The organism is Roseovarius sp. JB2-10 (genome assembly GCF_055693585.1).
Genome location: NZ_CM146337.1, coordinates 1,560,086 through 1,586,451, shown reverse-complemented (window position 1 = coordinate 1,586,451; position 26,366 = coordinate 1,560,086). Strand labels below are relative to the sequence as shown.

The window sequence follows — 26,366 nt, the reverse complement described above, 5'->3', positions numbered from 1 at the left end:
ATGAGCGACCCGATTTATGTAATCCCGGATATTCACGGCCAGCTTGAAATGCTGGAAGCTGCCCTTGCGCGTGTTGAACGCGATGGCGGGCCCGCGGCTCGGATCGTTTTTCTGGGCGATTACGTGGACCGAGGTCTGGAGAGCCGCGGTGTCATTGACCTCTTGATCACGGCACAGGCAGATGGGCGCGATTGGATCACCTTGCGCGGCAATCACGACCAGATGTTTCTGGACTTTTTGGACCATGAGCGCATTGCGAACAGCCGTTTCAGCAAACCGCATTACACGTGGCTTCATCACCGGCTGGGCGGGCTTGAAACTTTGGCGTCGTACGGCGTCTTTGCCAGCGAAACCGATACCAAGCACGCGCAAGTGCTGGATGCTGTCCCACAAAAGCACCGAGATTGGCTGGCAAAATTGCCCTATCATTATGTGCAGGGCGACATACTTTTTGTGCATGCAGGCCTACAACCCGGGCTTCCACTGGACCAACAAAGCAAAGATGATCTGATATGGATCCGCGGCCCCTTTCTGGAGCACAGCGCACCCCACCCCTGGCTGGCGGTTCATGGTCATACGGCGCTGGATCACCCGGAGCACTTCGGCAATCGAATTGATCTGGATGGCGGTGCCGGGTGGGGTCGGCCGCTTTGGCCTGCGGTACTGGAGGGTCGTCAATGCTGGCTCTTGTCGGACCAAGGTCGGATCCCGCTGACGCCATAGTGGTGACGCAACATCACGCTGTGAGCACAGGTCGCAATCCGCTACGATGCACCGACTCGACAATTTCCGGAGCTTTCCCATGACCGATATCGTAATTCTCGACGGCGCGCGCACTGCGATTGGCACGTTTGGTGGCATTTTGGCCGCCATCCCGCCCGCACAACTGGGGGCGCATGTGGCGCGCGAGGCCATGGCTCGGTCCGGCGTTGAAGGGGGCCAGGTTGGGCATGTGGTTTTTGGCCATGTGATCAACACCGAACCGCGGGACATGTATCTGTCACGGATTGCGGCGATGGATGCGGGCATCCCAGACACGACGCCGGCCATGAATGTAAACCGGCTATGTGGGTCGGGTGCGCAGGCCGTCGTATCCGCCGTGCAAACCTTGATGTTGGGGGATGCGGATTTCGCCCTGGCAGGCGGCGCGGAGAGCATGAGCCGTTCGCCCTTCATCGTGCCCGATCAAAGATGGGGCGCCAAGATGGGAGACGTCAAAGCATTGGACATGATGCTGGGTGCTTTGAATTGTCCGTTCGGCACCGGTCATATGGGTGTGACCGCCGAAAACGTCGCTGCCGAACATGGCATCAGCCGCACAGATCAAGATACATTTGCCGCAGAAAGCCAAAGCCGGGCGGCCGCAGCAATAGACGCGGGACATTTCAAATCACAGATCGTGCCGATCGAGGTGAAGGTCAAACGCGATATGGTGTCTTTTGACACCGATGAGCATCCAAAACCAACCACGGTAGATACCCTTTCAGGGTTGCGCGCTGTCTTTCAAAAGGACGGAACCGTAACGGCAGGGAATGCAAGCGGGATCAATGACGGAGCCGCCGCCATTGTCATGGCGCGGGCCGAGGCGGCCGAAGCGGCGAGGCTGAAGCCGAAAGCACGTGTTTTGGGGTATGCCCATGCCGGTGTGCGCCCCGAGGTGATGGGCATCGGCCCGGTACCGGCCGTAGAGAACCTGATGGCGCGGACGGGATTGAGTGTGGGTGATTTTGATGTGATCGAATCCAACGAGGCGTTTGCCGCACAAGCTCTTGCGGTCAACAAAGGCTTGGGTCTGGACGGCGCTAAGGTCAATCCCAATGGCGGGGCCATCGCTTTGGGCCACCCTGTTGGCGCGACGGGTGCCATCCTGACGGTCAAGGCCCTTTATGAACTGGAGCGAATTGGCGGGTCAAAAGCTCTGATCACCATGTGCATTGGCGGTGGACAAGGCATCGCCGTGGCCATCGAAAGGCTCTAGACAATCCCGTTGCGCTTAGTCGATCTGCACGGTCACAGTTGCGGATCGGCCCGCGGCATCGATCACGGAAAGCTTCGAGAACCCAACCGACAAACCAGTTAACGCGGCCTCACGACGCTGCAAACCCGTTAAGAGGGGCGTGCCATTTGCCAGCCAGGTGAAGGGCGGTTTGCCATCGCGCACCTTGACGGGCAACGCGGCGCCGACGGGTAAACGTGCGCCATCAGGTGGAAAGATCAGCTTGGGTGTGTCAGGTTCTGCCTGAAACGCGGCATTGCGACCTTTGAAGCGGCGCAAGGGCTGCGGCAAGTTTGCCGTGGACACAATCAGCGTTTCAGGCGGCGGGGGCGGCAATGGAACGGATTTCGTTTTCAGCCGATCAAATGCTGCAAAAAGAATGGGTGCGGCCAGATCACCGCCAAATGCGCCGGGCACCGGGGTGCCATCAGGCCGGCCGATCCAGACACCCGCCACATGCTGGCCATCAAAGCCAATGGCCCAGGCATCCCGGTGGCCATAAGACGTGCCCGTTTTGTAGGCCAGTCGCCCGGCCGGGATACCATTTGGGCCGGGAAGCGAGGCCAGTATGTTGCCCACCTGCCAGGCAGAGGATCGGCTGATCACTGCATGTTTGCCAAGGTCTGGCGCGGCGTCGCCCGCCCAGATCAGCGGTGCTGCCTGCCCGCCTTGGGCAAGCATTCCATAGAGTTGAACCAGATCCACCAGCGTGACACCCACACCCCCCAGAGCCACAGCCAGCCCCGCCTGATCGCCAGGCACATGCGCGGAAACACCCGATCGCTTGAGCGCATGGAGAAGATGTGCCGGGCCAATTTGATCCATAAGCAGGACAACAGGGATATTCAGAGACTGCCGCAGGGCCTCTGCCACCGGTATCTCGCCCCGAAACGTGCCATCAAAATTCTGCGGCGCGTAGGAGCCAAAGGCTGTCGGGCGGTCATCAATCAGCGTCTGAGGATGGGCAAGGCCCCGGTCAAAGGCCATGGCATACACCAACGGTTTCAAGGTCGAGCCGGGGGAGCGTAGCGCGCGGGTCATGTCCACATATCCCTGCCGCTCTTGGTCCGTGTCATAGCCACCGGAGCCGACGGATGCCAAAATCTCACCAGTGTGGTGATCAGCGACCACCATCGCAATCGACACGTCGTCCGGCAATGCGTGCAATCGGGCACGGGCCAGACGCTCCAGCGCCTTTTGCAAGCTGCCGTCGAGGGTCAGGATATGCTGTTGCGTTAAAGGATCACGCGAACGGGCCAGATCGCTTAGGTGTGGGGCCAAGGCGGGGAACGCTTGCCGGCTCCGTGGGATCGGCGCCGCACGGGCAACGCGAATTGCATCGGGGGCCAAAACCGATATCGCGGCCATCCGCTGCAACACCCTGTCGCGGGCTTTCTTTGCAGTCTCGGGATGTCGGTCAGGCCTGCGAGCTTTTGGTGATTGCGGCAACGCTACCAGAAGCGCGGATTGTGCAGGTGTCAGCCGTTTTGGTTCCTTGCCGAACCAACTCTGCGACGCGGCCCGGACCCCTTCGATGTTGCCGCCAAAAGGCGCATGGGTCAGGTAGAGTGACAGGATCTGATCCTTGCTCAAGCGGCGCTCCAGTGCCAGTGCCACGCGCATCTGGCGCAGTTTACCGCGCCACTTGCCGGTGCCGCTGTCTTCCAGAAGACGCGCCACTTGCATCGTCAGCGTCGATCCGCCCGATACCACGCGTCCATTCCACATGGCCTGTACCGCCGCGCGCGACATCGCCCAAGGGTCCACGCCAGCATGAGAGAAAAAACGTTTGTCTTCGAACGCGGTGAGCATCGCGAGGTATGTCGGGTCAACATCTGCAACATTCACGCCAAGACGCCACCGTCCATCCGCCACAGTATACGCGCGTAGGAGATTTGCGTTCCGGTCGCGAACTTCCACGGAAGTTTCAGCAATCAAGACAGGCAGTTCCGTGTTCGCAACCCATCGATCCGCGACGTCACGTGTTGTCGCAACGGCAAACAGCGTCATCGCTGTGACCAAGACCCATCGATCAATGCGCCACATGCATTGCTCCTCTGCCTCGCCAAGTGGGTGATGTCATTGCCAAAGTGTTCATCGCATAACCGCAAGCGTGCCAGTATCGGTATGCGCCCTGTAACGCGGGCGGTACATGTCTTCGACCGTTGCCGCCGGGTGGTGATACATGCCCGGGGACACAGCCCGCACGATATAGGCCAGTTGGAAAGCTTTATCGCTGCGCCAGTCGACCGCTGCCAAAAAACGGTCGGACCGGAACTCGGTATGGCGGGCGTCTGTGGGTTTCAGCCACTCCAATGACCTGACATCACCAGACCGCAGAAGGTTGGGGTTATCGATTTCAAACCCAGCCGGCAGTGGATCGTTCACCATCAACCGCGCCTCGCTGCTCTCGAACGGGGAAATGGTGAGCACGGTAACCAACCGGGCACCCGAGGGCACACCATTCGGCGACACTTCGGATCCGTCCATATCGTAGTACCGGCGCTCAATGGCATAGCCATATCCGCCAGCGTCGGGCGGCGTTTGGGGCACGCCAATGGTGGTAAGCGTGATGTCGGTGGCAGAGCGCCCTTCGTTGCGGATCACCTGCGGCGTGGCCATGCCAGCGTCAACACTGCGCATGAACGGACTGGCGGTGGGCACACCATCGATGGTCAATCCCGACGCATCGGGCGCATCGATCAACGCCTGCGTCGCCATCAACGTCCAGACCTGCTCTTGCGTCGACAAATGCGCGCCGGGAACCACCAACGCGTCGCTGAACGTGGCGGCGTTAATCACGTCGCTTTTTGCCTCGACGGCCAGGGTCAAAACTGCGGCGCGATCTCTGTGCCGCGTGCCGTAATCCGCGCGCCACAGCTGGCGCTCGTCACCGGTTTGTGTCTGGATCATCTGACCGGCCCGAGCAAAGAGCCTGTCGGCCCGGGTCTGATCGCCGTAGGCCGCAAGTGCCGCACCCAGTTGCGCCGCCGCCAAGGGTGTTGCAAAGGCGTCGGCCTTCACGTCGGCATAATAGCGCAAGTCACCCATTCGCGCCGCGCCCTCGCGGGCAAGTACCATCAATGAATAGGCGATATCTTCCCCGCCGCTGTCGAAATCCGGTGCGTAATTCACCCTGTTGCGCAGGTTATCCATCGCCATGGCAAAAGCCTGGGCGGGGACGTCATACCCTTCGGCACGGGCGCGGGACAGGAAGTCCGCAACATAGGCGTCCAGCCAGAAATCGCCGGAGCCCGAGCGCCACAGACCAAATGCACCGTTGCTGGACTGACGTGTCAGAATGCGCGCAATGGCCTGATCGATGCGCGCGTCGATTTGCGCGGCATCGCCCATGCCCATCGCCTGCGCCACCTGATTGAAATAGAGCAATGGCATCGCCTGCGACGTGACCTGTTCGGTACAGCCATATGGGTATCGATCCAGCTCGGTCAGCAATGCAGGTGCATTCAGTTTCGCCAATGGACCCGCCGAAATCACAGCCCGGCCCGAGCCCGCTTGCAGCCCGTCGAATATATCATTGCTCAGCGTAAAGGTCTCACCCTCGGCCAGCGCGAGACGGCGGGTCTGCGCAATTTCAGGATCATTCGCGCGCACCGGCAAGGTCAGCATTTTGGTCAATTGCTTGCCGTCTGGTGTTGTCAGGGCGATACGCAGCGTGTGATCTCCGACACTCTCGGCCCTTATCGGGAGTGTCAGGACAGATGTAGCGCCTTCCGCCAAATCAATCCCGGACGGCACATCGCCCTCAAGGCGAACGCCATTGGCGCTCACATCCAGCCCCATGCGCCCTGCAGGGCCTTCCGCGTGGACAATTTCCAACAACATCTCACTCCGGTCGCCCGGGGCCAGGAAACGCGGCAGGCTGGCGGTCACCACCACCGGGTCGCGCACAAGCACATCGCGCTCGGCCTGCCCGACAGCTGTGTTTGACCACGCCACGGCCATCAACCGCACCGTGCCATTGAAATCGGGAATGTCGAATTGCGCCACCGCGCGGCCGTCCGCCTGAACGCTGATCGGGCCCGAAAAGAATGCGACCAGCTTTTGCGTGGGCGGCGGTGATTTCAATGACATCTGCGCGCCCGCATCGCCGCCCGAACGTACTTGCCCCATGGCCCCATTCATCCCGTCGATCAATCGCCCGTAGAGGTCACGCAATTCGACGCCGAGGCGCCGCTGGCCAAAGTAGTGACTGCTTGGATCCGGACTGTTGAAACCCGTGAGGTTGAGAATACCCAAATCAACAGCCGCCAATGTGACATGACCCTCCTGCCCTTCAGCCAAGCCATCAACCTGCACAGCCACATCCAGCGGCCCCCGTGGCGCGGCTGTGGCAGGGGCGTCAATTTTCACCTCGAGCGCCCGTGCGCCGGGGTCAATCTGTGCGTAGCTGAGACCAAGCGCCCGGGCCGGATTCTGCCCCGCCGCCACATCCATCGGTCGAATGACCTGAGCGGTCACATAAGCGCCCGCACCCCACTCATCCGTCACGGGGATCGGGATCATGTTTTCACCTTCACCGACCTCAACGGCCAACATGTCGATCACACGGTTCGACAAGACAGTCACCACCGCCGTACCCGCATATCGCGGGACCAATCGCAGCTGCGCCGTATCGCCAGACCGGTAGTTTGGTTTATCAAGCGACAATTCCAATGTGTCGGGTGTTTGCGATGCATCAGCAGGTGCATACCACCCGGCATAAAACGCCACAGAACTGGCCACGTAATGCCCGTCCAGCCGTTCGACTTCCAGCTCATATTGACCCCATTGCACCCCGGCTGACACGCTCAATGCCTCACCGGTCAGCGCAGCTTCCCCGGTTGCGATGCGGGTGCGCGTTGTGATTGGCTCCCAGTTCCAGTTGCCAAATTGCTGGTACCATTGGTACCGGGTCTCGATCCGGTTGAGATTCCATCTGAGTTGCATCGGTACTTGTGCCAGGTCCGCATCAATACCGATGACCTGGAAAGTTGCTTCGGTGCCTTCAGGCACCACACCGTCAAACGCTGGCTTGATGCCGATCATTGGCCCGGCCGGAGCCAGAAGGCGTGACAAACGCCGCTCAACCGGACGACCCGATCCTTCTTGTACGCGGATCAGCGCCTCTACCTCATAGGGACGGTCGCTCACTTGCGCAGAGGGCACCGGCATGGCGAGTGTGACGCGGCCGTCTGCGCCTGTTTCACTGCCCTCCAGAAAACCCGTTCGCGCATCTGCACGCTCATCATGACGTCCGAACTGAAAACCGGGGTAGTCGGGCAACGTGCGTTTTGCGATCAGGCGCGCTGTTCCCTCAACCCGTAGGCCAGCACCCGGTGCGCCGAAGAGGTACCTGGCTTCGACAGTTAGCGGTGGCGTGTCACCGGGGCGGATTTGCCCCTCAGGCAGCGACAGATCAAAATCAATCCGTTCCGGCAGGAAATCCTCCACCAGAACCTGCCGATTGACCAACGCCGGCGCGTCGTCATCGGCCTTGATCTCGATCGTCCAGGTGCCGCGCGGCGCAGTGTCGCCAATCGGCATGGCAAAGACATGGCCACCGTCGCGATCATCGGTTGAGACGTGGCGGGCGTATTCCACCCCATCAGGGCGCAAAAGGATGGCCGTCAGCGGCAGGCCTCCGTTGGCTCGGGTCTTGTCATCGCGGGCAAGTGCCGTGGCATGAATGACCTCACCGGCCCGGTACGCACCCCGATCCGTGGCCAAAAAGACGTCAATCGGCGGTGCCGCGACGCGCCCTTCGACGCCCCTGTCTGACAAATCAAAGGCCGGATCGGTCAGCGACAAAAACGCCAGATCTCCGCCATCCTGCTGGTTGTCGGCGCGGGCCAGAACCAATGCCGGTGCCGCTCCACCTTCCCCACGTGTAAGGCCGGGAGCAAAGAGTGCATGCCCCTCTGCATCCGTCCTGAGCGTTCCCAACGCGCGGTTGGCCCGTGACAGCAAGGTCAGTTCCACGCCTTCGCGCGCGGCCGCGTCTGAAAGACCCCTTACAAACACGTGCAACCCGTCTGTACCCTTGAGCGTCGTGAGCCCCAGATCCGTCAGGACAAACCATTGGGTCGCACCGGGATCATCATAGAGCGGACGGCCCTCGACCCGTGCGCTCAGAGCATAGATGCCGGGCGGCTGATCCGCCAAGACATCGCCCAAAGGCAGGCGGGTTGTCATAGTCTGGTTCAAGCTGTTTTGAACCTCACCGGTTCCTGACCAGACCTCTTCAGCCACATCGTTGGAAAAGGCCTGATCCTGATATTCACTCAACGGACGACCGAAGTAATCATCCTGAATGGCGCGCAACAGGTTGCGATCACTGATCCGCCGCAGCAAAAGATCAACGCTATCAAGATTGACCGTATCAATCGGCACCGCTGCGTCTGCCGCTTTGGGCAGAATGAATGCACGGCCCGCAAAAGCAACTGATGGTGCACGGTCCCGCACGTAAACCGATATTTCGACATCCTTGTGCAGTGTTTCACCGCTGGCAGCCGGCAGACCTTTGCGGAACGTCATCGTGTAACGCTGGCCGTGTTGCACGCCGTCAATGCAAAGCTGACGGTCCTGCGCCGAGACAACCAAACCCGGGTCCGGCAGACGTACAAACGGTGTGTAATCCACGCCAGCCTTGAACAAAGGCTCGGAAAAATCCGCACAAATCCGCGGCGCAGCGCTTTCATTATCGCTGCGATGTTCTGTGATGCGGAACCCGTATTTGGCAATGGCAGCTTCGAGCGCGGTTGCCGTATCCTGGCGTGGCTGAACGGATTGTGCCAACCGCAACGCGCTGATCATGTCCCGGCCTCGCCCGGTAACCTCCAGCGCAGAAGCCAACGTATTGAGCGCCGTAGCCCGTGCCGGATCGGATAGCGCCCTCAGATACCCGTTTGTTGCGGCTTGAACGGCCTGAAGCCGGTACCGGCGCGTTTCGGATGTGTTCTGTGACGTGATCAGAAGAGATACACGTGCATAGTCGACCCAAAGGTCGCTACTGTTGCCCCGCGATACGGCCGCCCCAATCCAGCGCATGGCATTCAGATGATCACCGGATGTTTCACGCTCACGCGCGGCACTCAACATCGCTTCAATCGTCCACGCATCGGCGGGATGACGCCATGCAATGGAATGGGCCTGCGCGCGCGCTTCTTCCAGATCCCGGGGTTGCAGAAAGCTCAGCTCAGCGGCGCGCGCATCAGAAACGGCCAGAATTCGCGGATCCGTGAGGCTGATTTCCGCAGAAACGGCACCTTCATAGACCTGCCGCTCCGAAACTGTCGTCTTGGGAAAACATGCATTGGAACGCGTATTGAACGTAAACGCCTGGCACGCCGTATTGGCAATACATGCCCTGTGACAGGCATCAAATGTCGTATCAAATAGTGGATCAAGATCACCACCAAAAAAATCAACATCTCGGGTGACAGTGATGTGTCGTTCCGAAACAGGCCCTGCGCCTTGCGCTGAGGCGATTGTGGCTAAGCTTGTCAAAAATAATGCAAAGAGAATGCGGTTGAGCATGAGACCCTCCCAAAAATGCCGTTTCATGGTGCCATGGCTGCCCGCAACTGACAACGATTTCGACGGCTCTCTTTAAGCAGTTGTTCACTTAGATATCAGAATGTGGCCGGATCGCTTGAAGGCTTTGCGGAGGGCTGGCATGAGCCTTGCCAACAAACTGTCAGAAGAACGGCGCGCCCGATTGGCCGCCGAGCGCTTGCTTGAGCAAAAACAGGCGGAGTTGCAGTCTGCGAACCGTAAGCTGGGCAGTCATGCGCGCGCTTTGTCTGACGAAATCGTTGAAACTCGGGCCGAAGTTCAGAACGTTCGAGACGAAAACCAGCGGGTGAAATCGGACCTGAACGTAGCGAACGAAAAGGTTGAAATTGCCGAACGCCGGTTGTGGCATTCCATTGAAACCTTCCAGGACGGGTTCGCGGTTTTTGATTCCGACAGCAGGCTGATTGCTGCCAACAACGCGTGGCTAAGCGTCTTTGACGGGTTGGAGGATGTCCAACCCGGTGTCAGCTATGTCGAAGTTCTGCAATTTGCGACGGAAGAAGGCATCGTAAACATTGGCGATATGAAACCCGCGGAATGGCGTGAAATGATGCTGGATCGCTGGCAAAGCAACGCGCCCGAGCCGAAGGTGATCCGGATCTGGAACGGCGCCTACTTCAAACTGATTGATCAGCGCGGCCATGGCGGGGATGTCGTGAGCCTCGCCCTCAACATCACCGAAACCGTACGGTACGAAACACAGCTGAAAGACGCCCGCAAAAAAGCCGAAGCCGCCAATCGGGCCAAATCCTCGTTCCTGGCAAATATGAGCCACGAGATCAGGACGCCAATGAACGGCGTGGTCGGTATGGCCGATCTGCTGCAAGACACTGAATTGAACGACGAACAGAAGCTTTACGCGGAAACGATCAAGAATTCCGGCGAGGCCTTGTTGGTGATCATCAATGATGTCTTGGACTATTCAAAGCTCGAAGCCGAAAAGATGGTTCTGCATGAAGAACCCTTTGATCTGGAGCGCTGCATCCACGAGTTGATCATGTTGCTGCAGCCCACGGCACAGGATAAGAGCCTGAATTTGTTGGTGGATTACGACATGTTCCTGCCAACGCAATTTGTTGGGGATCGCGGGCGTATCCGCCAGGTTATGACCAATTTGATGGGCAATGCGGTCAAGTTCACGGAATCCGGGCACGTATTGGTGCGGGTGATCGGTGTGGCGGCCGACGATGCGGATGCGATGACGCTGCATGTCACCATCGAAGATACCGGCATCGGCATTCCAGAAGACAAAATCCAGCACATCTTTGGTGAGTTCAATCAGGTCGATGACGAACGTAACAGAAAATTCGAAGGGACGGGGCTGGGTCTCGCGATCTCTGAGAAGCTGATCAAGATGATGGCGGGCGAAATCTGGGTGGATTCCGTTGATCAACAAGGGTCAAGTTTCGGCTTTTCGCTGACCCTCCCGCTGGCTGAAAAAATCCAACCCGATGCGGCCCGTATGCCCGCCGGATTGAAACGCGCGCTTGTGGTCGATGATCTGACTGCAAATCGCGAAATTCTGGAACGACAGCTTGGAGTTCTGGGAATCGAATGTGTACCATGTTCCAGCGGAGCGGAAGCTTTGTCCAAAATGGACAAAGAATTCCACTTGGTTTTGACCACGCATACGATGCCCGAAATGGACGGCATGGAATTAGCCGAGGCCATCCGTGAGGCAGGATATGACACGCCAATTGTGATGCTTAGTTCCAACACCAGCGCCGCCAATCAGGACCCGTGCAAACGTCATCTGCATGCCTTGTTGCAGCAACCTGTGCCGCGGCAAGATCTCTTTTCTTCGCTGCAATCGATAGAGGTGGTTGAGGTCGAGCCTGTTCAGACAGAAACGTCTATTCAAGATGCCGCAGAGACTCCACCTGAGAACGTTGGACCCGCACCTACAGCACCAGAAGAAACCACAGAGGCGCGGGCCATGCGTGTCCTCGCTGCGGAAGACAACAAGACCAATCGCTTGGTGTATACCAAAATGGTCAAAGCGCTGGATATCGATCTGAAGTTCGCCGAAAACGGCATTGAGGCGGTCGACCTCTACCAATCCTTCGATCCCGATATCGTGTTCATGGACATATCGATGCCGGAAATGGATGGAAAAGAGGCCACCCAAAAAATTCGCGCGATCGAAAAGACCTCCGGTCGACACGTGCCCGTTGTTGCCATGACGGCACATGCCATGGATGGCGATCAGGACGGCATTATGAAGGCAGGTCTCGATTTTTATCTGACCAAGCCCCTCAAAAAAGCTGCGATCATCGAACGGATTGTTGCGGCATGTCCGGAAGAGGCACGCAGCCCTGTAGACGACGATCAAACCTGAGGATAGTCACGCAGAAAAACCCAGTTTTTCTCATCCGAGAGATCTTGACGGTACCCATATCCGCCCGCGTTAAAATCCTTGATGCCATCGACATCCGTAAGCCGGTTCTGGATAACAAAACGGGCCATGGCGCCGCGCGCCTTTTTTGCAAAGAAACTCACAATCTTGGCGGCGCCGTCTTTTTCTTCCATGAATACCGGGGTTACCACCCGCAATTGGAGCGCATCCAGATCGACCGCCCCGAAATATTCCTGACTGGCGCAGTTGATCAGCGTATCGGCACCCACCGAGGCCGCTTGATGGTTGAGCGCGCTCGAAATCTGGTCGCCCCAGAAGTCATACAGGGATTTCCCCCGTTTCGTTTTTAACCTGCTACCCATTTCAAGGCGGTAGGGCTCGATGGCATCCAATGGCCGCAACAGCCCATAGAGACCGGACAAAATGCGTAGATGGTCTTGCGCCCAGCTCATTTCCTCTTGGTCGAGGCTGCTGGCCTCCAAGCCCTGATACGTGTCGCCAGCAAAGGCGAGTGCCGCAGGTTTCCGATCCATCTGGCCAAAGTCGCTGAAGCGTTGTGCATTGAGTTCCGCAAGGTTCTGGCTGATGCCCATCAGCTTTTGCAAATCTTTGACTGACAGTTTTCGCGCGACATCCGCCAGTGTTTTCGCTTCATCGCGAAACGCCGGATGTGACACTTCAACATCGTCAACGGCACCCATATCGAGCTTCTTCGCAGGTGAAACCACAACCAGCATTCAATATCCCCCATCGTTTTCTGAGAGGTGACTTAGCCCGCCGCCCTCAGGACGTCCAGAAAAGCCAACCCAAATCTTTCCGCACGCTTTTCGCCCAGAAGGCGTCTCATCTCTCCAACGTCCCTTGGTCGGGTCGACGCTACTCGCGCCAAAAGCGATGCCGAACAGCTCAGCGGGCGATCTATCCCTGTCTCTCCGCGCGCCAAATCCGCCTGCGCCTCTAGCAATTGGTCATAGACGGCGCCCGAAGTCCGCCCCGCCAGTTTGCGCCGTGTCGGATGCACGTCCGGTGTGTCGCCGTTGATAACTTCCAGAAACGCATCACCGTAGCGTTCCAGTTTCTTGGCACCCACACCGCTGATCCGTGCCATCTGGTCCAGATTGGCAGGGCGCGTTTCTGCCATTTCGATCAGCGTCCGGTCCGTGAAAACCACATAGGCCGGGACGCGTGCAGCTTCGGCCAGGGCGCGCCGTTTGGCCTTGAGTGCCGACAAAAGCGGTGCATCTTCCTCAGACACCAATGCTTTTGCGGCCGGGCGGCGCGACTTTGAAACCAATGTGTCCCGCCGCAGAGAAATCGTGTCTTCGCCCCGCAAGATCGGTCGCGCCAGTTGCGTCATCCGTAGTGCGCCGTGGCGTTCCGGATCGGGTCGCACCAAATCGATCCCCATCATCTGGCGAAAAACACCCTGCCAGGTCCGTCGGTCCAGATCACGACCAACGCCAAATGTTGGCAGCTGATCATGGTGGCGGGCGCGCACCTTTTCCGTTTCGTTACCTGTGAGAATGTCGATCAGATGGCCCGCGCCGAAAAATTCGTCTGTTCGCAGGATCGCCGAAAGTGCCTTGCGGACAGCTTCGGTACCATCAAAGATATCCGGCGGTGTTTCGCAGGTATCGCAATTGCCACAGGCGGGTTTATCCTCACCAAAGTAACGCAGCAGAACCGCGCGGCGGCATTCTTGAGCTTCGGCCAGCCCCAACAACGCGTTTAAACGCGCGTGATCCGCCATGCGACGTTCCGGCGGCGCCAGGCCTTCATCGATCTGGCTGCGGCGCAATCGAATATCGTCGGCGCCATAAAGTGTGAGTGTCTCTGCCGGGGCGCCGTCACGTCCCGACCGGCCAATTTCCTGATAATAGGCTTCAATTGATTTGGGCAGGTCCGCGTGGGCGACCCATCGGATGTCGGGCTTATCTACGCCCATTCCGAAGGCGACCGTAGCCACAACAATCAAGCCATCTTCCGTATTGAAACGGGCTTCGACCAGGCGGCGATCATCGGCATCCATACCACCATGGTAGTGACAGGCATTGTGCCCCTCTTGTCGCAGAGCCTGGGCGAGCGTTTCTGTTTTTGCACGTGTGCCACAGTAAACTATGCCAGACTGGCCTTTGCGCGCGGCCGCAAATTCCGTGATCTGGCGACGGGGGCCATCCTTTGCCGCGAAGGCCAGATTGATATTGGGCCGGTCAAATCCGTGCAGAAACTGGGCGGGCGCGTCGCCATCAAACAGCTTCTCGACGATCTCGTCGCGCGTCTCGGAATCCGCGGTGGCCGTGAAGGCCGCGAGCGGCACGCCAAGTGCCCGCCGCAACTCGCCAATACGCAGATAATCCGGCCGGAAATCATGCCCCCATTGCGATACGCAATGCGCCTCATCGACGGCAATCAGACCAACGCCGATCCGGCGCAACATGCCAATGGCCGATCCTGCTGCAAGCCGTTCCGGTGCTATGTAAAGCAGTTTCAACCGCCCATCTTCCAGCGCCTGCCAGACCTCATCTGTTTCCTGTTCGGTGTTGCCCGAGGTCAAGGCGCCTGCCTCAACCCCGGCGGCCTTGAGCGCGCGAACCTGATCCCGCATCAAGGCAATCAGCGGAGAAATCACCACCGTCACACCATCGCGCATCAACGCAGGAAGCTGAAAACAAAGAGATTTACCACCGCCTGTTGGCATGATCGCCAACACGTTTTCACCCTCTGACACGGCCTTGACGATGTCTTCCTGCCCGGGGCGGAAGGCGTCAAACCCAAATACATCGCGCAAAAGCGTGGCAGCGCCTGGCATGAGATCCCTGTAATTTTTTTCTGCTCTTACAGGAAATCATTTCACACTAAGATTCGGTGAACAAGGGTCTGTTCAGTAAAAAACAGCCGCATTGTTGATCAGGATAATCCTGAGCGCAAAGACCGCAACAAGGGCCACAAGCGGCGCCAGATCAATCCCCGACATCGGCGGCAAAAACCTGCGAATGAAATTATACGCCGGCTCCAGAATACGGTTGAGCATATCCCAGATCTGAGCGACGAGCGGCTGCCGCAGGTTCAAGACCTGGAAATTGATCAGCCAGCTCATGATCACGTGGGCAATGATGAAGAACCAGACAATGTCCAGTATGAGCATGATGATCTGAAACAATGACTGCATCGGTGTCTTCCCCTGATCGCGACGTGCCTCACAGGTAAGCGGAGTGCCGCAAAAGCGCAAGCCTGACGCGAGGTTGTGGTTGACGGGGTGCCGGACACGCCACACTTACCCCGCAAAGGAGACCCGCGATGTACCCCGCCATACGTCTGTTCATTCAGCTGCTGAAGCACCGGAATTCACCCCCGCTGCCTCTGACAGGCACCCATGTTTCGCGGCATATGTGTCTGCCTTGGGATATCGATTTATGGATGGAGTTGAACAACGGCCGCACGCTGACGCTCTATGATCTTGGGCGGACTGCCGCTGCGCAACGCAGTGGTTTGGTCAGTGTTCTTCGCAAAAACAAATGGGGATTAACGATGGCGGGGGCCAGCGTACGATACAGGCGTCGCATCCAAACGTTCGAAACCATCGAAATGCGCTCCCGATTGGCGTGGTGGGACGACAGGTTTTTCTATGTCGAACAATCAATGTGGAAGAAAAACGGCGAGTGCGCGAACCATATCGTTTATCGCTCTGCCGTGACCAGCAAAGCGGGGATCGTTGAGCCGCAAAGGGTTGTCGAAATGATTGCATCCGACGCCCAGAAACCGCCCGCGCCCGACTGGATCAAGGCATGGATCGAGGCGGACGCAATACGCCCCTGGCCCCCTATGCAGGAATAACTTGCCAGCCTCGTCAATAGCCTGTCATATCGCCTGCAAATGCAAGGGGATGGCATGGGCGAGGTTTCACAGCGCAAACGCATATGGGGCTGGTACTTTTTCGACTGGGCCAGCCAGCCGTTCCATACACTGCTGCTGACCTTCGTTTTTGGACCCTATTTCGTGGGCGTCGCGGCTGAATTCTTCATGACGTCGGGATTGAACGAAGGCGCTGCAGATGCTCGGGCGCAAAGCATCTGGTCACTTTGCCTGACGGCGACAGGGCTGATCATCGGATTTGGTGCACCTCTGATGGGTGCCTTGGCCGATACCGCCGGACGACGGTTGCCGTGGATCGTTGGTTTCTCGATCATGTATGTGCTGGGGTCGTTCGCGCTTTGGTGGACGTATCCGGACGGCTCGACCCTGTGGCCCATGCTGATTGCTTTTGGCTTTGGCTTTATCGGCGCGGAATATGCATTGGTCTTCGTCAACTCGCAGTTACCGTCACTGGGTTCGCAATCCGAGGTCGGCGAGATTTCCGGCTCGGGTTTTGCATTTGGGTATCTGGGCGGCATTTTGTCTTTGGTAATCATGTTGCTGTTTTTCATGGAACAACCCAACGGCAAGACGTTGATTGGCCTTAGCCCCGCCTTTGGATTGGATGCCACGCAGAACGAAGGCACACGTTTCGTCGGACCGTTTACCGCAATTTGGTTTGTGATCTTCATCCTGCCCTATTTGCTCTGGACCCGCGACACCCGCACGCCGCCACAAGGCAAAGGCATGGGGGATGCGCTGGTTTTGCTGGTCAACACGGTCAAAAGCCTGCGCCACCGCCTCAGCCTCACGGCCTATCTCGGGTCCTCAATGTTTTACCGTGATGCGCTCAATGGACTTTATGGATTTGGCGGCACCTATGCGCGACTTGTGTTGAACTGGGAGTTGGTCTCCATCGGCGTCTTCGGCATCATCGCCGCGATTTCCGCTGCCGCTTTCAGCTGGGTAGGTGGCAAGGCTGACAAACGATTTGGCCCCCGCCCGGTGATTGTGGTGTCGATCTGGGTATTGATCGTGGTCTGCATCACGATTGTCTCAATGGACCGCCAGCAGATTTTCGGCATTCCTCTCGCCGAAGGTTCCAGCGTCCCAGACACCGTTTTCTTCGTCTGCGGCGCATTGATCGGGGGCATGGGCGGCGTGTTGCAGGCCGCCAGCCGATCCCTGATGGTGCGCCACACCGATCCACATGCCCCGACCGAGAGCTTTGGCCTCTACGGGCTTTCCGGACGCGCCACCGCATTTATGGCCCCTGCCCTGATCGGCGCGATCACGGCCCTGAGCGGCAGCGCGCGCATCGGTGTTTCGCCACTTATTGCCCTTTTCCTGATCGGCCTCTTCCTGTTACGCTGGGTCAAAGCCGAAGGAGACAGCGAGACATGGACCGTTTCTTCAAACTGATGGCTCTGACATTGGGCTTGGCCAGCTGCGGCGGCTCAACGCCGGAAACCCCGGCCCGGGTACAGGCACTCTCCACCCAGAATGTTCCGGCGTCGATGCAAGGTATCGAAGCAAAACAGCTCTTCGGGAAACACGCACGCGGCTCGGCGCAGGCCGCCGAACCCTACGGTGGATACGCCAAAGGATGCATTGCTGGCGGGGTGCAACTGGCCGAAACAGGCCCCACATGGCAAGCCATGCGGCTCAGTCGCAATCGTAATTGGGGCCATCCGCAGACCGTTGATTTTATTCAGAAACTGTCTCGCAAGGCAGCCGCGCAACCTGGCTGGAACGGGCTCTATGTGGGCGATATCAGCCAGCCCCGCGGCGGGCCGATGCTGAGCGGGCATCGCTCGCACCAGGTTGGTATGGACGCCGATATCTGGCTGCGCCCTGCCACGAACCTGACCCTGACGCGGACGGAGCGTGAAAACATCTCATCTATCTCCATGCGCCGCGCAAACGGGGCGTATACCAATTCCAACTGGACCCGCCAGCACCACGAAATCGTCAAGGCAGCCGCCCAAGACCCCCGCACCGCCCGCATTTTCATCTTCCCCGGTGCCAAAGTACGGATGTGCAATGACGAAAAAGGCGACCGCGCATGGCTGCGCAAAGTCCGCCCCTGGTGGGGCCACCATTACCACTTCCATGTTCGCCTGAAATGTCCGGACGGTGCCCGCGGCTGCGTTAATCAGGCCGCACCACCCGCGGGCGACGGATGTGCGGATGCACAACAATGGGTGAAAAACATTCTAAATCCACCGCCCCCAAATCCTGATGCGCCCAAACCCAAACCGCGGCGGGAGCTGACAATGAGAGACCTGCCCGGACAATGCGTGGCGGTTCTGCAATCACAGTAAACATGCGGTATCTCCCCGGCATTCTTGCGATGGCCGCCATCGTCGTGGCCTCGAACATCCTGGTGCAGTTCCTCTTTGGCCAATGGCTGACCTGGGGCGCATTCACCTATCCGCTGGCCTTTCTGGTGACCGACGTCATGAACCGCGTTTATGGCCGGGATGCCGCGCGTCAGGTCGTGATCGCTGGCTTTGTCGTCGGTCTGATCTGTTCCTTCATCGGCACGCAGATCATGGGCGAGTTTGGGCCATTGGTCACCCTGCGGATCGCCCTTGGATCGGGCCTCGCCTTCCTCACCGCGCAACTGATCGACATCTCGATCTTTGACCGCCTGCGCCACGGATCATGGTGGCAGGCCCCGGTGATCTCTTCCATCATCGGCAGTTCGATCGATACGGCACTCTTCTTCACCATCGCGTTTTCGGCCGGGCTCACATGGCTGGAGCCGGGCAATGATGTGGGATGGGCGGGTGAGGTCCTGCCGCTTCTGGGCATGGGCCCCGCGGCACCGCTCTGGGTCTCGCTGGCGGTGGCCGATTGGCTGGTCAAACTGGCGCTGGCACTGATCGCCCTTGTGCCCTTCCGCATCATCGTGGGGTCGTTAACCAATCGCACCACATGATTTTGTTTTGACAAACAAAAAATCTGTGGCAAGCTGCGGGTGAGTTTAACAGCAGAAAGGAGGTGCCCATGTCTATAGAGGTAATGGGAAGAGGTGTTGGAACAGTTCGGGAGGATCGTACCTGAGGCAGCCCTTGGGTGCTTGAATACCACTTGGATTGGTGCGCCTAACCGGCCCACTTCCGCTGACTTCTAGAGGGCCGTTCCGAATAGGGCGGCCCTTTTGAATTTCTGAATTTGCGCTTTTGGGAGTGCACGGCGTTGTGCTGAAAATCAATGATCAGATCACCATCGAAGACTGGGAACTGACTGAGCAGTTTATGCGCGCGTCCGGCCCGGGCGGGCAGAATGTGAACAAGGTCAGCTCCGCGGTTGAGCTGCGGTTCGAAGCCGATCGCTCCCCCAACCTACCCGATGCGGTGAAACGACGGCTGCAGCGGCTGGCGGGCCGGCGCTGGACCAAGGAAGGCGCGCTGATCATCCAATGCGATGAAACCCGCCACCAATCCCGCAACCGCGACATCGCACGGGAGCGGCTGGCCGAACTGATCCGCAAAGCGCTTGAAAAACCCAAACGCCGGATTGCGACGCGGCCCACGCTCGGGTCAAAGAAACGGCGGTTGAAGGCGAAAAAGGTGCGGGGGGAGGTAAAGGCGCTCAGGGGACGTGTTGACGGAGAGGATTGAAACGTGGTGGGTTGGCACACACCTGTCGTATGCTGACCGAGCCGCGCGATGGCCAGACCGCGGGATGGCGATGATCCGGTGTTTTCAGGGCAGTTTATCCCAGCCAAATCCGAAAAAGATCAGTGGAACGCACCGACGCTAGCCAAATCGCCAGCCCGTGCGGGCGGTCTGGCGATCGCGCGGCGGCCTGCGGCCTTGATCCCGCGCGTGCTTTCATCGCAATCAAAACTAGCTCAATCCGGCCAAAAGTCTTTTGTCTTCTCGTCCATTGGTTTTACTTCGAACACTTTAATGATTGCCATCTCAGTTTCCTTGAGGTCGCCCATTTTATCATAAATGAAACGGCTTCTTATTCTGACGCGCAAAGCGTCTCCCGGCTTTATTGGAAACTCACCGGCCTTAAATTTTTCTAGCCATTGCCCATCTTCGATGGGCAATGAAAGACTATTATCACCGTGCTTGAATTGCCACCGAGTATTGCCGAGAAAATCAGGTTTCCTAATAATCAAGAACATGTCTGCTTCATTAGACAGTTCTCGTTCCTCTTCTTCTTCAGACAGGTATTCTGAAGGAGACCAAGTGTTTTCCAAAACCACAGAATACTCTTTTTCATCGAGTGTAATTGTGACTTTGTCGCTCTCTTTGAATTTGGCTTTTTCTTCTTGGAAGTGATCCATAGCCTGAGCCAACCGTGTTTTATTTGGTTCTGGGTAATCCGGGAGTCTTCGGGTGTCGGTCTGTTTCGCAAGCTTTGCAACCTCAGTAGTAAGGTCGGAAATTTTTCTAGGCGCTTTGTCTTCAGATTGTTCGTCAAGCCACGAAATTGCCGCGTATTTTGCTTTGACTAAATATGCGCCGACTTGCTTCTTCCAATCCAAGTCTTTCAGAGCGTCATCATCAATATTCTTCAAAACGTTTCTCAGGAAAACTTTTATGCTTGAGCGCCTTAAGTCTTCGAGGATAAACGTCGTCTGAATTTCGCTGCTGATACTCTGGACAAAAACTCGGTCCATCTCTTCAAGCGATCTAATTAAACCGGCAACTCGTTCGAAGACTCTTGCAGGAGAAGACTCCTTCGGGTCGAAATCAATTTTTAGAATGATTTCGCTTTCAGGCGTGGATTCCAAGTCGCTCAAACTAATCATCAAGTCGCTCATTTTTTCAATACTTTAAATTCGTTAAACCACCACCTCCAAAGCCTCCTGCTCCCCCACCCCAAACACGCGTTTATACCGCTCGATCTGGTCCTGCGGGCCCATGGCTTTGCGGGGGTTGTCGCTCAACTTAACAGTAGGCCGGCCGTTGGCGGAAACCGCTTTGCAGACAAGGCTGAACGGGTTGAGGGCGTCGTCGGGGACGAGGCCTCGGAAATCGTTGGTCAGGAGCGTGCCCCACCCGAAGGAAACACGCGTGCGGTCTTTGAATTGGGCGTGCAGGTCGGCGATCTTTTTCTCGCCCAAACCGTCGGAGAAGATGATGAGTTTTTCCAGCGGGTCCTCGCCCCGGCTTTTCCACCAGTTGATGGCAATCTCGGCGGCCTCGGCCGGATCGCCGCTGTCGATGCGGATGCCGGTCCAGCCCGCCAGCCAGTCGGGCGCGTTGTCCAGAAACCCTTGGGTGCCGTAGGTGTCGGGCAGGATGATGCGCAGGTTGCCGTCATGCTCCTCGTGCCAGTCGCTGAGAACATCATAGGGGGCCTGTGCCAGTTCGGCGTCCGTGTCGGCAAGGGCGGCATAGACCATCGGCAGCTCGTGGGCGTTGGTGCCAATCGCCTCGACATCGCGGTTCTTGGCGATGAGGCAGTTGGAGGTGCCGACGAATTTCTCGCCCAGCCCCTCGCCCATTGCCTGCACGCACCAGTCCTGCCAGAGGAAACTATGCCGCCGCCGCGTTCCAAAATCGGCTATGCGCAGCCCGTCGACCTCGCGCAGGCGTTCGACCTTTTCCCAGAGCTTGGTCATGGCGCGGGCATAGAGCACCTGCAGTTCAAATTTGCCCATCGTGTTGAGCACCGCCCGCGAACGCAGTTCCATCAGCACCGCAAGCGCGGGGATTTCCCAGAGCATGACCTCGGGCCAGTTGCCTTCGAACGTCAGCTCATACTGGCCGTCGTGTTTTTCCAGATGGTAGGGCGGCAGCGACAGGTTTTCGAACCAGTCCATGAATTCGGGCGTGAACATCTGGCGTTTGCCGTAGAAGGTGTTGCCGCGCATCCATGTGCTTTCCCCGCGGGTCAGCGAGAGGGAGCGGATGTGGTCGAGCTGTTCGCGCAGTTCGCCTTCGTCCACCAGATCGGCTAGACGGATCGATTTGGTGCGGTTGATCAGGCTGAACGTGACCTGTGTATCCGGTTTGTTGCGAAAAATAGACTGACACATCAATAGCTTATAAAAATCAGTATCGATCAGAGACCGGACGATTGGGTCGATCTTCCATTTGTGGTTATGGACGCGGGTGGCGATATCGACCATGAGAGGGCTCCGGCAGGTGTGACCCGGATGGTTAAATCAAAGGGGGCGGTGAGTGGCAAGCCTGTGCTGAGCGAGAGACGCCGCCGTTCGGTCAATGTCCACGGATTTGTCGGTCAAACACGTGACGCACGCGACTTGATGGGGTTTTTGACATCCTGTTGAACGCAGCGAACGTGCACAAAAAAAGCCCCGCTGTTTCCAGCGGAGCTTTTTGAATTCAAAACGCTTTGCGTTACTCGTCGCGGCTCTCCGGTGTTTCCACCAGATTGTCGAACTCATCTCCACCCACGATGTCATCCTCGGTCGGCGCAGCCAGGGCTGCAGCGGCTTCGGCTTCTTCGCGGCGTGCTTCGATGACCACGTTATCACGCTGCTGCGCGATGTGGCGCATCTGTTGCGTGGCACCGCCGGTACCGGCAGGGATCAGACGACCCACGATGACGTTCTCCTTGAGGCCGACCAGCTTGTCGCGCTTGCCCTGAACCGATGCTTCGGTCAGAACCCGCGTGGTTTCCTGGAACGAGGCCGCCGAGATGAAGCTGCGGGTTTGCAGCGACGCTTTGGTGATCCCCAGAAGGATCGGCTCGCCTTGGGCCGCACGGCCACCCTTCGACAGTGCCTTTTCGTTGGCCACGTCAAATTCCTGCTTGTCGACATGTTCACCCTTCAGAAGCGTTGTGTCGCCACTATCCAGGATCTCCCATTTCTGCAGCATCTGACGCACGATGACCTCGATGTGCTTGTCGTTGATTTTCACGCCTTGCAGACGATAGACCTCCTGCACCTCGTCGATCATGTAATCCGCCAGCGCTTCGACACCCATGATGCTCAGGATGTCATGTGGGGCCGGGTTGCCGTCCATGATGTAGTCACCCTTCTGGACATAATCACCTTCCTGAACAGGAATGTGCTTGCCCTTGGGCACCATGTATTCGACGGGCTCCATCGTGTCATCCGCGGGTTCGATGCTGATGCGACGCTTGTTCTTATAGTCGCGCCCATAGCGGACATACCCGTCGATCTCGGCGATGATGGCGTGATCTTTGGGGCGACGGGCCTCAAAAAGTTCGGCCACACGCGGCAGACCACCGGTGATGTCCTTGGTTTTCGCACCTTCACGCGGAATACGCGCAACCACGTCACCGGCTTCGATCTCCTGACCGTCTTCGATCGACAGGATCGCGTCCACTGACATCGGATAGGTCACCGGGTTGCCCGCATCGTTGCGGACCGGTTCACCGTCCTTGCCGACAACCAGAACTTCTGGCTTGAGCTCGTTGCCCTTGGGGGCCGCGCGCCAATCGGTCACGATCTTCTGGGTCATGCCTGTGGCATCATCGGTCACGTCCCGCACGGCAACACCGCTGACAAGGTCAACGAATTTTGCGGTACCGGATTTCTCGGCCAGAATGGGCAATGTGTATGGATCCCACTCAAAGAGTTTGTCACCGCGAGCGACCTTGTCACCCTCTTTGACAAAGAGACGCGTACCGTATCCAACCTTGTGGCTGGCCAGTTCGACACCCTTCTCGCCGACGATCCGCAACTTCATGTTACGGCCCATGACCAGGATCGCGCCGCTCGAGCTTTCCAACGTCTGTGCGTTTTCAAACTCGATCTTGCCTTCCTGACTGGCTTCGAGGAAAGACTGCTGACCACCCTGCGCAACACCACCGATGTGGAATGTCCGCATCGTCAGCTGTGTACCGGGTTCACCAATCGACTGCGCCGCGATGATGCCGACGGCCTCGCCGTTGTTGACCATCGTACCGCGCGCAAGGTCACGACCGTAGCACATGGCGCAAACGCCGTCTTCGGCTTCGCAGGTCAGCGGCGAGCGGATGCGTGCGGTCTGCACTGCAGCTTCTTCCACCGCATCAGCCATACGTTCATCGATCAGCGTGCCGTTGGCAATCACGACCTCATCATTGCCCGGGTTGAGGATGTCCTCGGCAGCAACACGGCCCAGGATGCGCTCACCCAATGTGGCCACAACCTCACCGTCGTTGACGGCGGCTTCGGCTGTGATGGCACGATCCGTGCCACAATCATGCTCACGAATGATGCAATCCTGCGCCACGTCCACCAGACGACGGGTCAGATACCCCGAGTTCGCGGTTTTAAGCGCCGTATCCGAAAGGCCTTTTCGCGCACCGTGGGTCGAGTTGAAGTACTCAAGAACGGTCAGACCTTCTTTAAAGTTCGAGATGATCGGCGTTTCGATGATGTCACCGTTCGGCTTGGCCATCAGGCCGCGCATCCCGCCCAGCTGTTTCATCTGCGTGACCGAACCACGCGCACCGGAATGCGCCATCATGTAGACCGAGTTAGGCTCGGCCTCTGACCCATCATCGTCGCGTTTGGAGGCCGAGATTGTACCCATCATGGCCTCGGTCACCTGATCGTTACATTTCGACCAGGCATCAACCACTTTGTTGTACTTCTCACCTTGGGTGATCAGGCCGTCCATATATTGCTGTTCGAACCCTTTGACCTGATCACGGGTTTCTTCAACGATCGGCCATTTGGTGTCCGGGATCACCATGTCGTCCTTACCGAACGAAATGCCCGCCTTGAACGCTTCACGGAAGCCCATGGTCATGATCTGGTCGCAGAAAATAACCGACTCCTTCTGACCGCAATAGCGGTAGACGGTATCGATGGTCTGCTGCACTTCTTTCTTGCGCAGAAGTTTATTGACCAGGCTGAACGGCGCTTTGGCGTTGCGCGGCAGAAGCGCGCCCAGACGGACACGGCCCGGCGTGGTTTCCACGCGGGTCATCACCTCATTGCCTTCCTCGTCAATCTGAGGAATGCGCGCAGTCACCTTGGCGTGCAGATGCACCTCGCCCGCGTCCAGCGCATGCTGAACTTCTTCGATCGAGGCAAAAGCCATGCCTTCGCCCTTCATGCCTTCGCGCTCCAGCGAGACATAGTAAAGACCCAGAACCATGTCCTGCGACGGAACGATGATCGGCGCACCGTTTGCGGGCGACAGAACGTTGTTCGTCGACATCATCAACACGCGTGCTTCCAGCTGGGCCTCAAGGCTCAGCGGCACGTGCACAGCCATCTGGTCACCGTCGAAATCGGCATTAAAGGCCGAACAGACGAGCGGATGCAACTGAATGGCCTTGCCTTCGATCAGCACCGGCTCAAACGCCTGAATGCCCAGACGGTGCAGCGTTGGTGCCCGGTTGAGCATGACCGGGTGTTCGCGGATCACCTCATCGAGGATGTCCCAGACTTCCGGACGCTCTTTTTCCACCAGTTTCTTGGCCTGCTTCACGGTCGAAGACATGCCTTTGGCTTCGAGCCGCGAGTAGATGAACGGTTTGAACAGCTCCAAAGCCATCTTCTTGGGCAGACCACATTGGTGCAGTTTCAGTTCCGGTCCGGTCACGATGACCGAGCGGCCGGAGAAGTCGACGCGTTTACCAAGAAGGTTCTGGCGGAAACGGCCCTGCTTGCCTTTCAGCATGTCCGAAAGCGATTTCAGCGGGCGTTTGTTGGCGCCGGTGATGACGCGGCCACGACGGCCGTTGTCAAAGAGGGCGTCAACCGATTCCTGCAGCATCCGCTTTTCGTTACGCACGATGATATCGGGCGCACGAAGCTCGATCAGGCGCTTCAGACGGTTGTTCCGGTTGATCACGCGTCGATAGAGATCGTTGAGGTCAGAGGTCGCAAACCGGCCACCGTCCAGCGGCACCAGCGGGCGCAGTTCCGGCGGGATGACCGGGATAACCGTCATGACCATCCATTCCGGGCGGTTGCCGGACTCAAGGAAGCTCTCGACCACTTTCAGACGCTTGATGATCTTCTTGGGCTTCAGCTCACCAGTGGCTTCAGCCAGATCGGCGCGCAGCTGTTCGGCTTCGGCTTCAAGGTCGATGTTCTGCAACATCTCACGGATCGCTTCGGCACCGATGTTCGCGGTGAACGCGTCCATGCCATACGCGTCCTGCGCATCCATGAACTCTTCTTCGCTCAGCATCTGGCCATAGGTCAGATCGGTCAGGCCCGGCTCGATCACAACATAGTTCTCGAAGTAAAGAACCCGCTCCAGATCGCGCAGGGTCATGTCCAGCATGAGGCCGATGCGCGATGGTAGCGACTTCAAGAACCAGATATGCGCGCAGGGAGCGGCCAGTTCGATATGGCCCATACGCTCACGACGGACCTTTTGCAGCGTCACCTCGACCCCGCATTTCTCGCAGACAACGCCGCGATATTTCATCCGCTTATATTTGCCGCAAAGGCATTCGTAATCCTTGATCGGACCAAAGATACGCGCACAGAACAGGCCATCACGCTCGGGCTTGAAGGTCCGATAGTTGATGGTTTCGGGCTTTTTGATCTCCCCATACGACCACGACAGGATGCGCTCTGGCGAGGCCAGCGATACCTTAATCTCGTCGAACACCTTGACCGGCGCGACGGGGTTGAACGGGTTGTTTGTCAGTTCCTGGTTCATTTTCAAA

The 26,366-nt window shown here is 58.0% G+C and carries 16 protein-coding genes; 8 read left to right on the top strand and 8 right to left on the bottom strand.

Annotation, left to right across the window (positions count from 1 at the left end; genetic code table 11):
* Together ACZ1HJ_RS07815 and ACZ1HJ_RS07810 are read left to right on the top strand one after the other, a co-directional pair.
* A complete protein-coding gene (locus tag ACZ1HJ_RS07815; protein WP_472721742.1) occupies positions 1-723 on the top strand; it encodes a metallophosphoesterase family protein in 723 nt (240 codons plus the stop codon).
* A gap of 79 nt (positions 724-802) precedes the next feature.
* Positions 803-1,978, top strand: a complete 1,176-nt coding sequence (locus ACZ1HJ_RS07810; protein ID WP_472721741.1) for an acetyl-CoA C-acyltransferase family protein — start codon at positions 803-805, stop codon at positions 1,976-1,978.
* A gap of 15 nt (positions 1,979-1,993) precedes the next feature.
* On the opposite strand, the gene pbpC is transcribed toward ACZ1HJ_RS07810, so the two are convergent.
* Positions 1,994-4,042, bottom strand: coding sequence for a penicillin-binding protein 1C (gene pbpC, locus ACZ1HJ_RS07805; protein WP_472721740.1), 2,049 nt, complete (start codon positions 4,040-4,042; stop codon positions 1,994-1,996).
* A gap of 48 nt (positions 4,043-4,090) precedes the next feature.
* Positions 4,091-9,535 (bottom strand): alpha-2-macroglobulin family protein, encoded by a 5,445-nt coding sequence (locus tag ACZ1HJ_RS07800; protein WP_472721739.1) that lies wholly within the window; start codon positions 9,533-9,535, stop codon positions 4,091-4,093.
* A gap of 139 nt (positions 9,536-9,674) precedes the next feature.
* Here ACZ1HJ_RS07800 and ACZ1HJ_RS07795 point away from each other — a divergent pair, with 139 nt between their 5' ends.
* A complete protein-coding gene (locus tag ACZ1HJ_RS07795; RefSeq protein WP_472721738.1) occupies positions 9,675-11,912 on the top strand; it encodes a response regulator in 2,238 nt (745 codons plus the stop codon).
* Here ACZ1HJ_RS07795 and yaaA read toward each other — a convergent pair.
* The 3 genes from yaaA to ACZ1HJ_RS07780 all read right to left on the bottom strand — a co-directional run bounded on the left by yaaA (position 11,903) and on the right by ACZ1HJ_RS07780 (position 15,099).
* Positions 11,903-12,667, bottom strand: a complete 765-nt coding sequence (yaaA, locus tag ACZ1HJ_RS07790; protein WP_472721737.1) for a peroxide stress protein YaaA — start codon at positions 12,665-12,667, stop codon at positions 11,903-11,905. The two genes, ACZ1HJ_RS07795 and yaaA, sit on opposite strands and share 10 nt — an antisense overlap.
* A gap of 32 nt (positions 12,668-12,699) precedes the next feature.
* On the bottom strand, positions 12,700-14,739 hold the full coding sequence (gene recQ / locus ACZ1HJ_RS07785) for a DNA helicase RecQ (RefSeq protein WP_472721736.1): 2,040 nt from the start codon (positions 14,737-14,739) through the stop codon (positions 12,700-12,702).
* A gap of 72 nt (positions 14,740-14,811) precedes the next feature.
* Positions 14,812-15,099 (bottom strand): YggT family protein, encoded by a 288-nt coding sequence (locus ACZ1HJ_RS07780; RefSeq protein ID WP_472721735.1) that lies wholly within the window; start codon positions 15,097-15,099, stop codon positions 14,812-14,814.
* Between the two features lie 128 nt (positions 15,100-15,227).
* Between ACZ1HJ_RS07780 and ACZ1HJ_RS07775 the strand changes: the two genes are divergently transcribed.
* The 5 genes from ACZ1HJ_RS07775 to arfB all read left to right on the top strand — a co-directional run bounded on the left by ACZ1HJ_RS07775 (position 15,228) and on the right by arfB (position 19,411).
* Positions 15,228-15,764 (top strand): acyl-CoA thioesterase, encoded by a 537-nt coding sequence (locus ACZ1HJ_RS07775; protein ID WP_472721734.1) that lies wholly within the window; start codon positions 15,228-15,230, stop codon positions 15,762-15,764.
* 54 nt (positions 15,765-15,818) lie between these two features.
* The gene (locus tag ACZ1HJ_RS07770) at positions 15,819-17,204 is read left to right on the top strand and encodes an MFS transporter (RefSeq protein ID WP_472721733.1); all 1,386 of its coding nucleotides are present in this window, start codon (positions 15,819-15,821) and stop codon (positions 17,202-17,204) included.
* Complete coding sequence (mepA, locus tag ACZ1HJ_RS07765) at positions 17,183-18,106, top strand: penicillin-insensitive murein endopeptidase (RefSeq protein WP_472721732.1); 924 nt, start codon at positions 17,183-17,185, stop codon at positions 18,104-18,106. The genes ACZ1HJ_RS07770 and mepA overlap by 22 nt, the downstream gene beginning before the upstream one ends.
* A gap of 2 nt (positions 18,107-18,108) precedes the next feature.
* The gene (locus tag ACZ1HJ_RS07760; RefSeq protein WP_472721731.1) at positions 18,109-18,726 is read left to right on the top strand and encodes a queuosine precursor transporter; all 618 of its coding nucleotides are present in this window, start codon (positions 18,109-18,111) and stop codon (positions 18,724-18,726) included.
* A gap of 262 nt (positions 18,727-18,988) precedes the next feature.
* Positions 18,989-19,411 carry an alternative ribosome rescue aminoacyl-tRNA hydrolase ArfB gene (gene arfB / locus ACZ1HJ_RS07755; protein ID WP_472721730.1) on the top strand — a complete coding sequence of 141 codons (423 nt, stop codon included), beginning with the start codon at positions 18,989-18,991 and terminating at the stop codon, positions 19,409-19,411.
* A gap of 233 nt (positions 19,412-19,644) precedes the next feature.
* Here the strand turns inward: arfB and ACZ1HJ_RS07750 are convergent, their stop codons facing one another.
* The 3 genes from ACZ1HJ_RS07750 to rpoC form a co-directional block, all read right to left on the bottom strand.
* Positions 19,645-20,568, bottom strand: a complete 924-nt coding sequence (locus ACZ1HJ_RS07750; protein ID WP_472721729.1) for an LAPAL motif-containing putative phage structural protein — start codon at positions 20,566-20,568, stop codon at positions 19,645-19,647.
* Positions 20,569-20,589: 21 nt separating this feature from the next.
* On the bottom strand, positions 20,590-21,882 hold the full coding sequence (gene pncB / locus ACZ1HJ_RS07745; RefSeq protein WP_472721728.1) for a nicotinate phosphoribosyltransferase: 1,293 nt from the start codon (positions 21,880-21,882) through the stop codon (positions 20,590-20,592).
* 232 nt (positions 21,883-22,114) lie between these two features.
* On the bottom strand, positions 22,115-26,359 hold the full coding sequence (rpoC, locus tag ACZ1HJ_RS07740) for a DNA-directed RNA polymerase subunit beta' (RefSeq protein ID WP_472721727.1): 4,245 nt from the start codon (positions 26,357-26,359) through the stop codon (positions 22,115-22,117).
* Between the last annotated feature and the right edge of the window lie 7 nt (positions 26,360-26,366).

What these genes read in the sequence shown, in the direction of transcription:
- ACZ1HJ_RS07815 (WP_472721742.1), top strand. Translation starts at nt 1, where the DNA reads ATGAGCGACCCGATTTATGTAATCCCGGATATTCACGGCCAGCTTGAA.
- ACZ1HJ_RS07810 (WP_472721741.1), top strand. Translation starts at nt 803, where the DNA reads ATGACCGATATCGTAATTCTCGACGGCGCGCGCACTGCGATTGGCACG.
- pbpC (WP_472721740.1), bottom strand. Translation starts at nt 4,042, where the DNA reads ATGTGGCGCATTGATCGATGGGTCTTGGTCACAGCGATGACGCTGTTT.
- ACZ1HJ_RS07800 (WP_472721739.1), bottom strand. Translation starts at nt 9,535, where the DNA reads ATGCTCAACCGCATTCTCTTTGCATTATTTTTGACAAGCTTAGCCACA.
- ACZ1HJ_RS07795 (WP_472721738.1), top strand. Translation starts at nt 9,675, where the DNA reads ATGAGCCTTGCCAACAAACTGTCAGAAGAACGGCGCGCCCGATTGGCC.
- yaaA (WP_472721737.1), bottom strand. Translation starts at nt 12,667, where the DNA reads ATGCTGGTTGTGGTTTCACCTGCGAAGAAGCTCGATATGGGTGCCGTT.
- recQ (WP_472721736.1), bottom strand. Translation starts at nt 14,739, where the DNA reads ATGCCAGGCGCTGCCACGCTTTTGCGCGATGTATTTGGGTTTGACGCC.
- ACZ1HJ_RS07780 (WP_472721735.1), bottom strand. Translation starts at nt 15,099, where the DNA reads ATGCAGTCATTGTTTCAGATCATCATGCTCATACTGGACATTGTCTGG.
- ACZ1HJ_RS07775 (WP_472721734.1), top strand. Translation starts at nt 15,228, where the DNA reads ATGTACCCCGCCATACGTCTGTTCATTCAGCTGCTGAAGCACCGGAAT.
- ACZ1HJ_RS07770 (WP_472721733.1), top strand. Translation starts at nt 15,819, where the DNA reads ATGGGCGAGGTTTCACAGCGCAAACGCATATGGGGCTGGTACTTTTTC.
- mepA (WP_472721732.1), top strand. Translation starts at nt 17,183, where the DNA reads ATGGACCGTTTCTTCAAACTGATGGCTCTGACATTGGGCTTGGCCAGC.
- ACZ1HJ_RS07760 (WP_472721731.1), top strand. Translation starts at nt 18,109, where the DNA reads ATGCGGTATCTCCCCGGCATTCTTGCGATGGCCGCCATCGTCGTGGCC.
- ACZ1HJ_RS07750 (WP_472721729.1), bottom strand. Translation starts at nt 20,568, where the DNA reads ATGAGCGACTTGATGATTAGTTTGAGCGACTTGGAATCCACGCCTGAA.
- pncB (WP_472721728.1), bottom strand. Translation starts at nt 21,882, where the DNA reads ATGGTCGATATCGCCACCCGCGTCCATAACCACAAATGGAAGATCGAC.
- rpoC (WP_472721727.1), bottom strand. Translation starts at nt 26,359, where the DNA reads ATGAACCAGGAACTGACAAACAACCCGTTCAACCCCGTCGCGCCGGTC.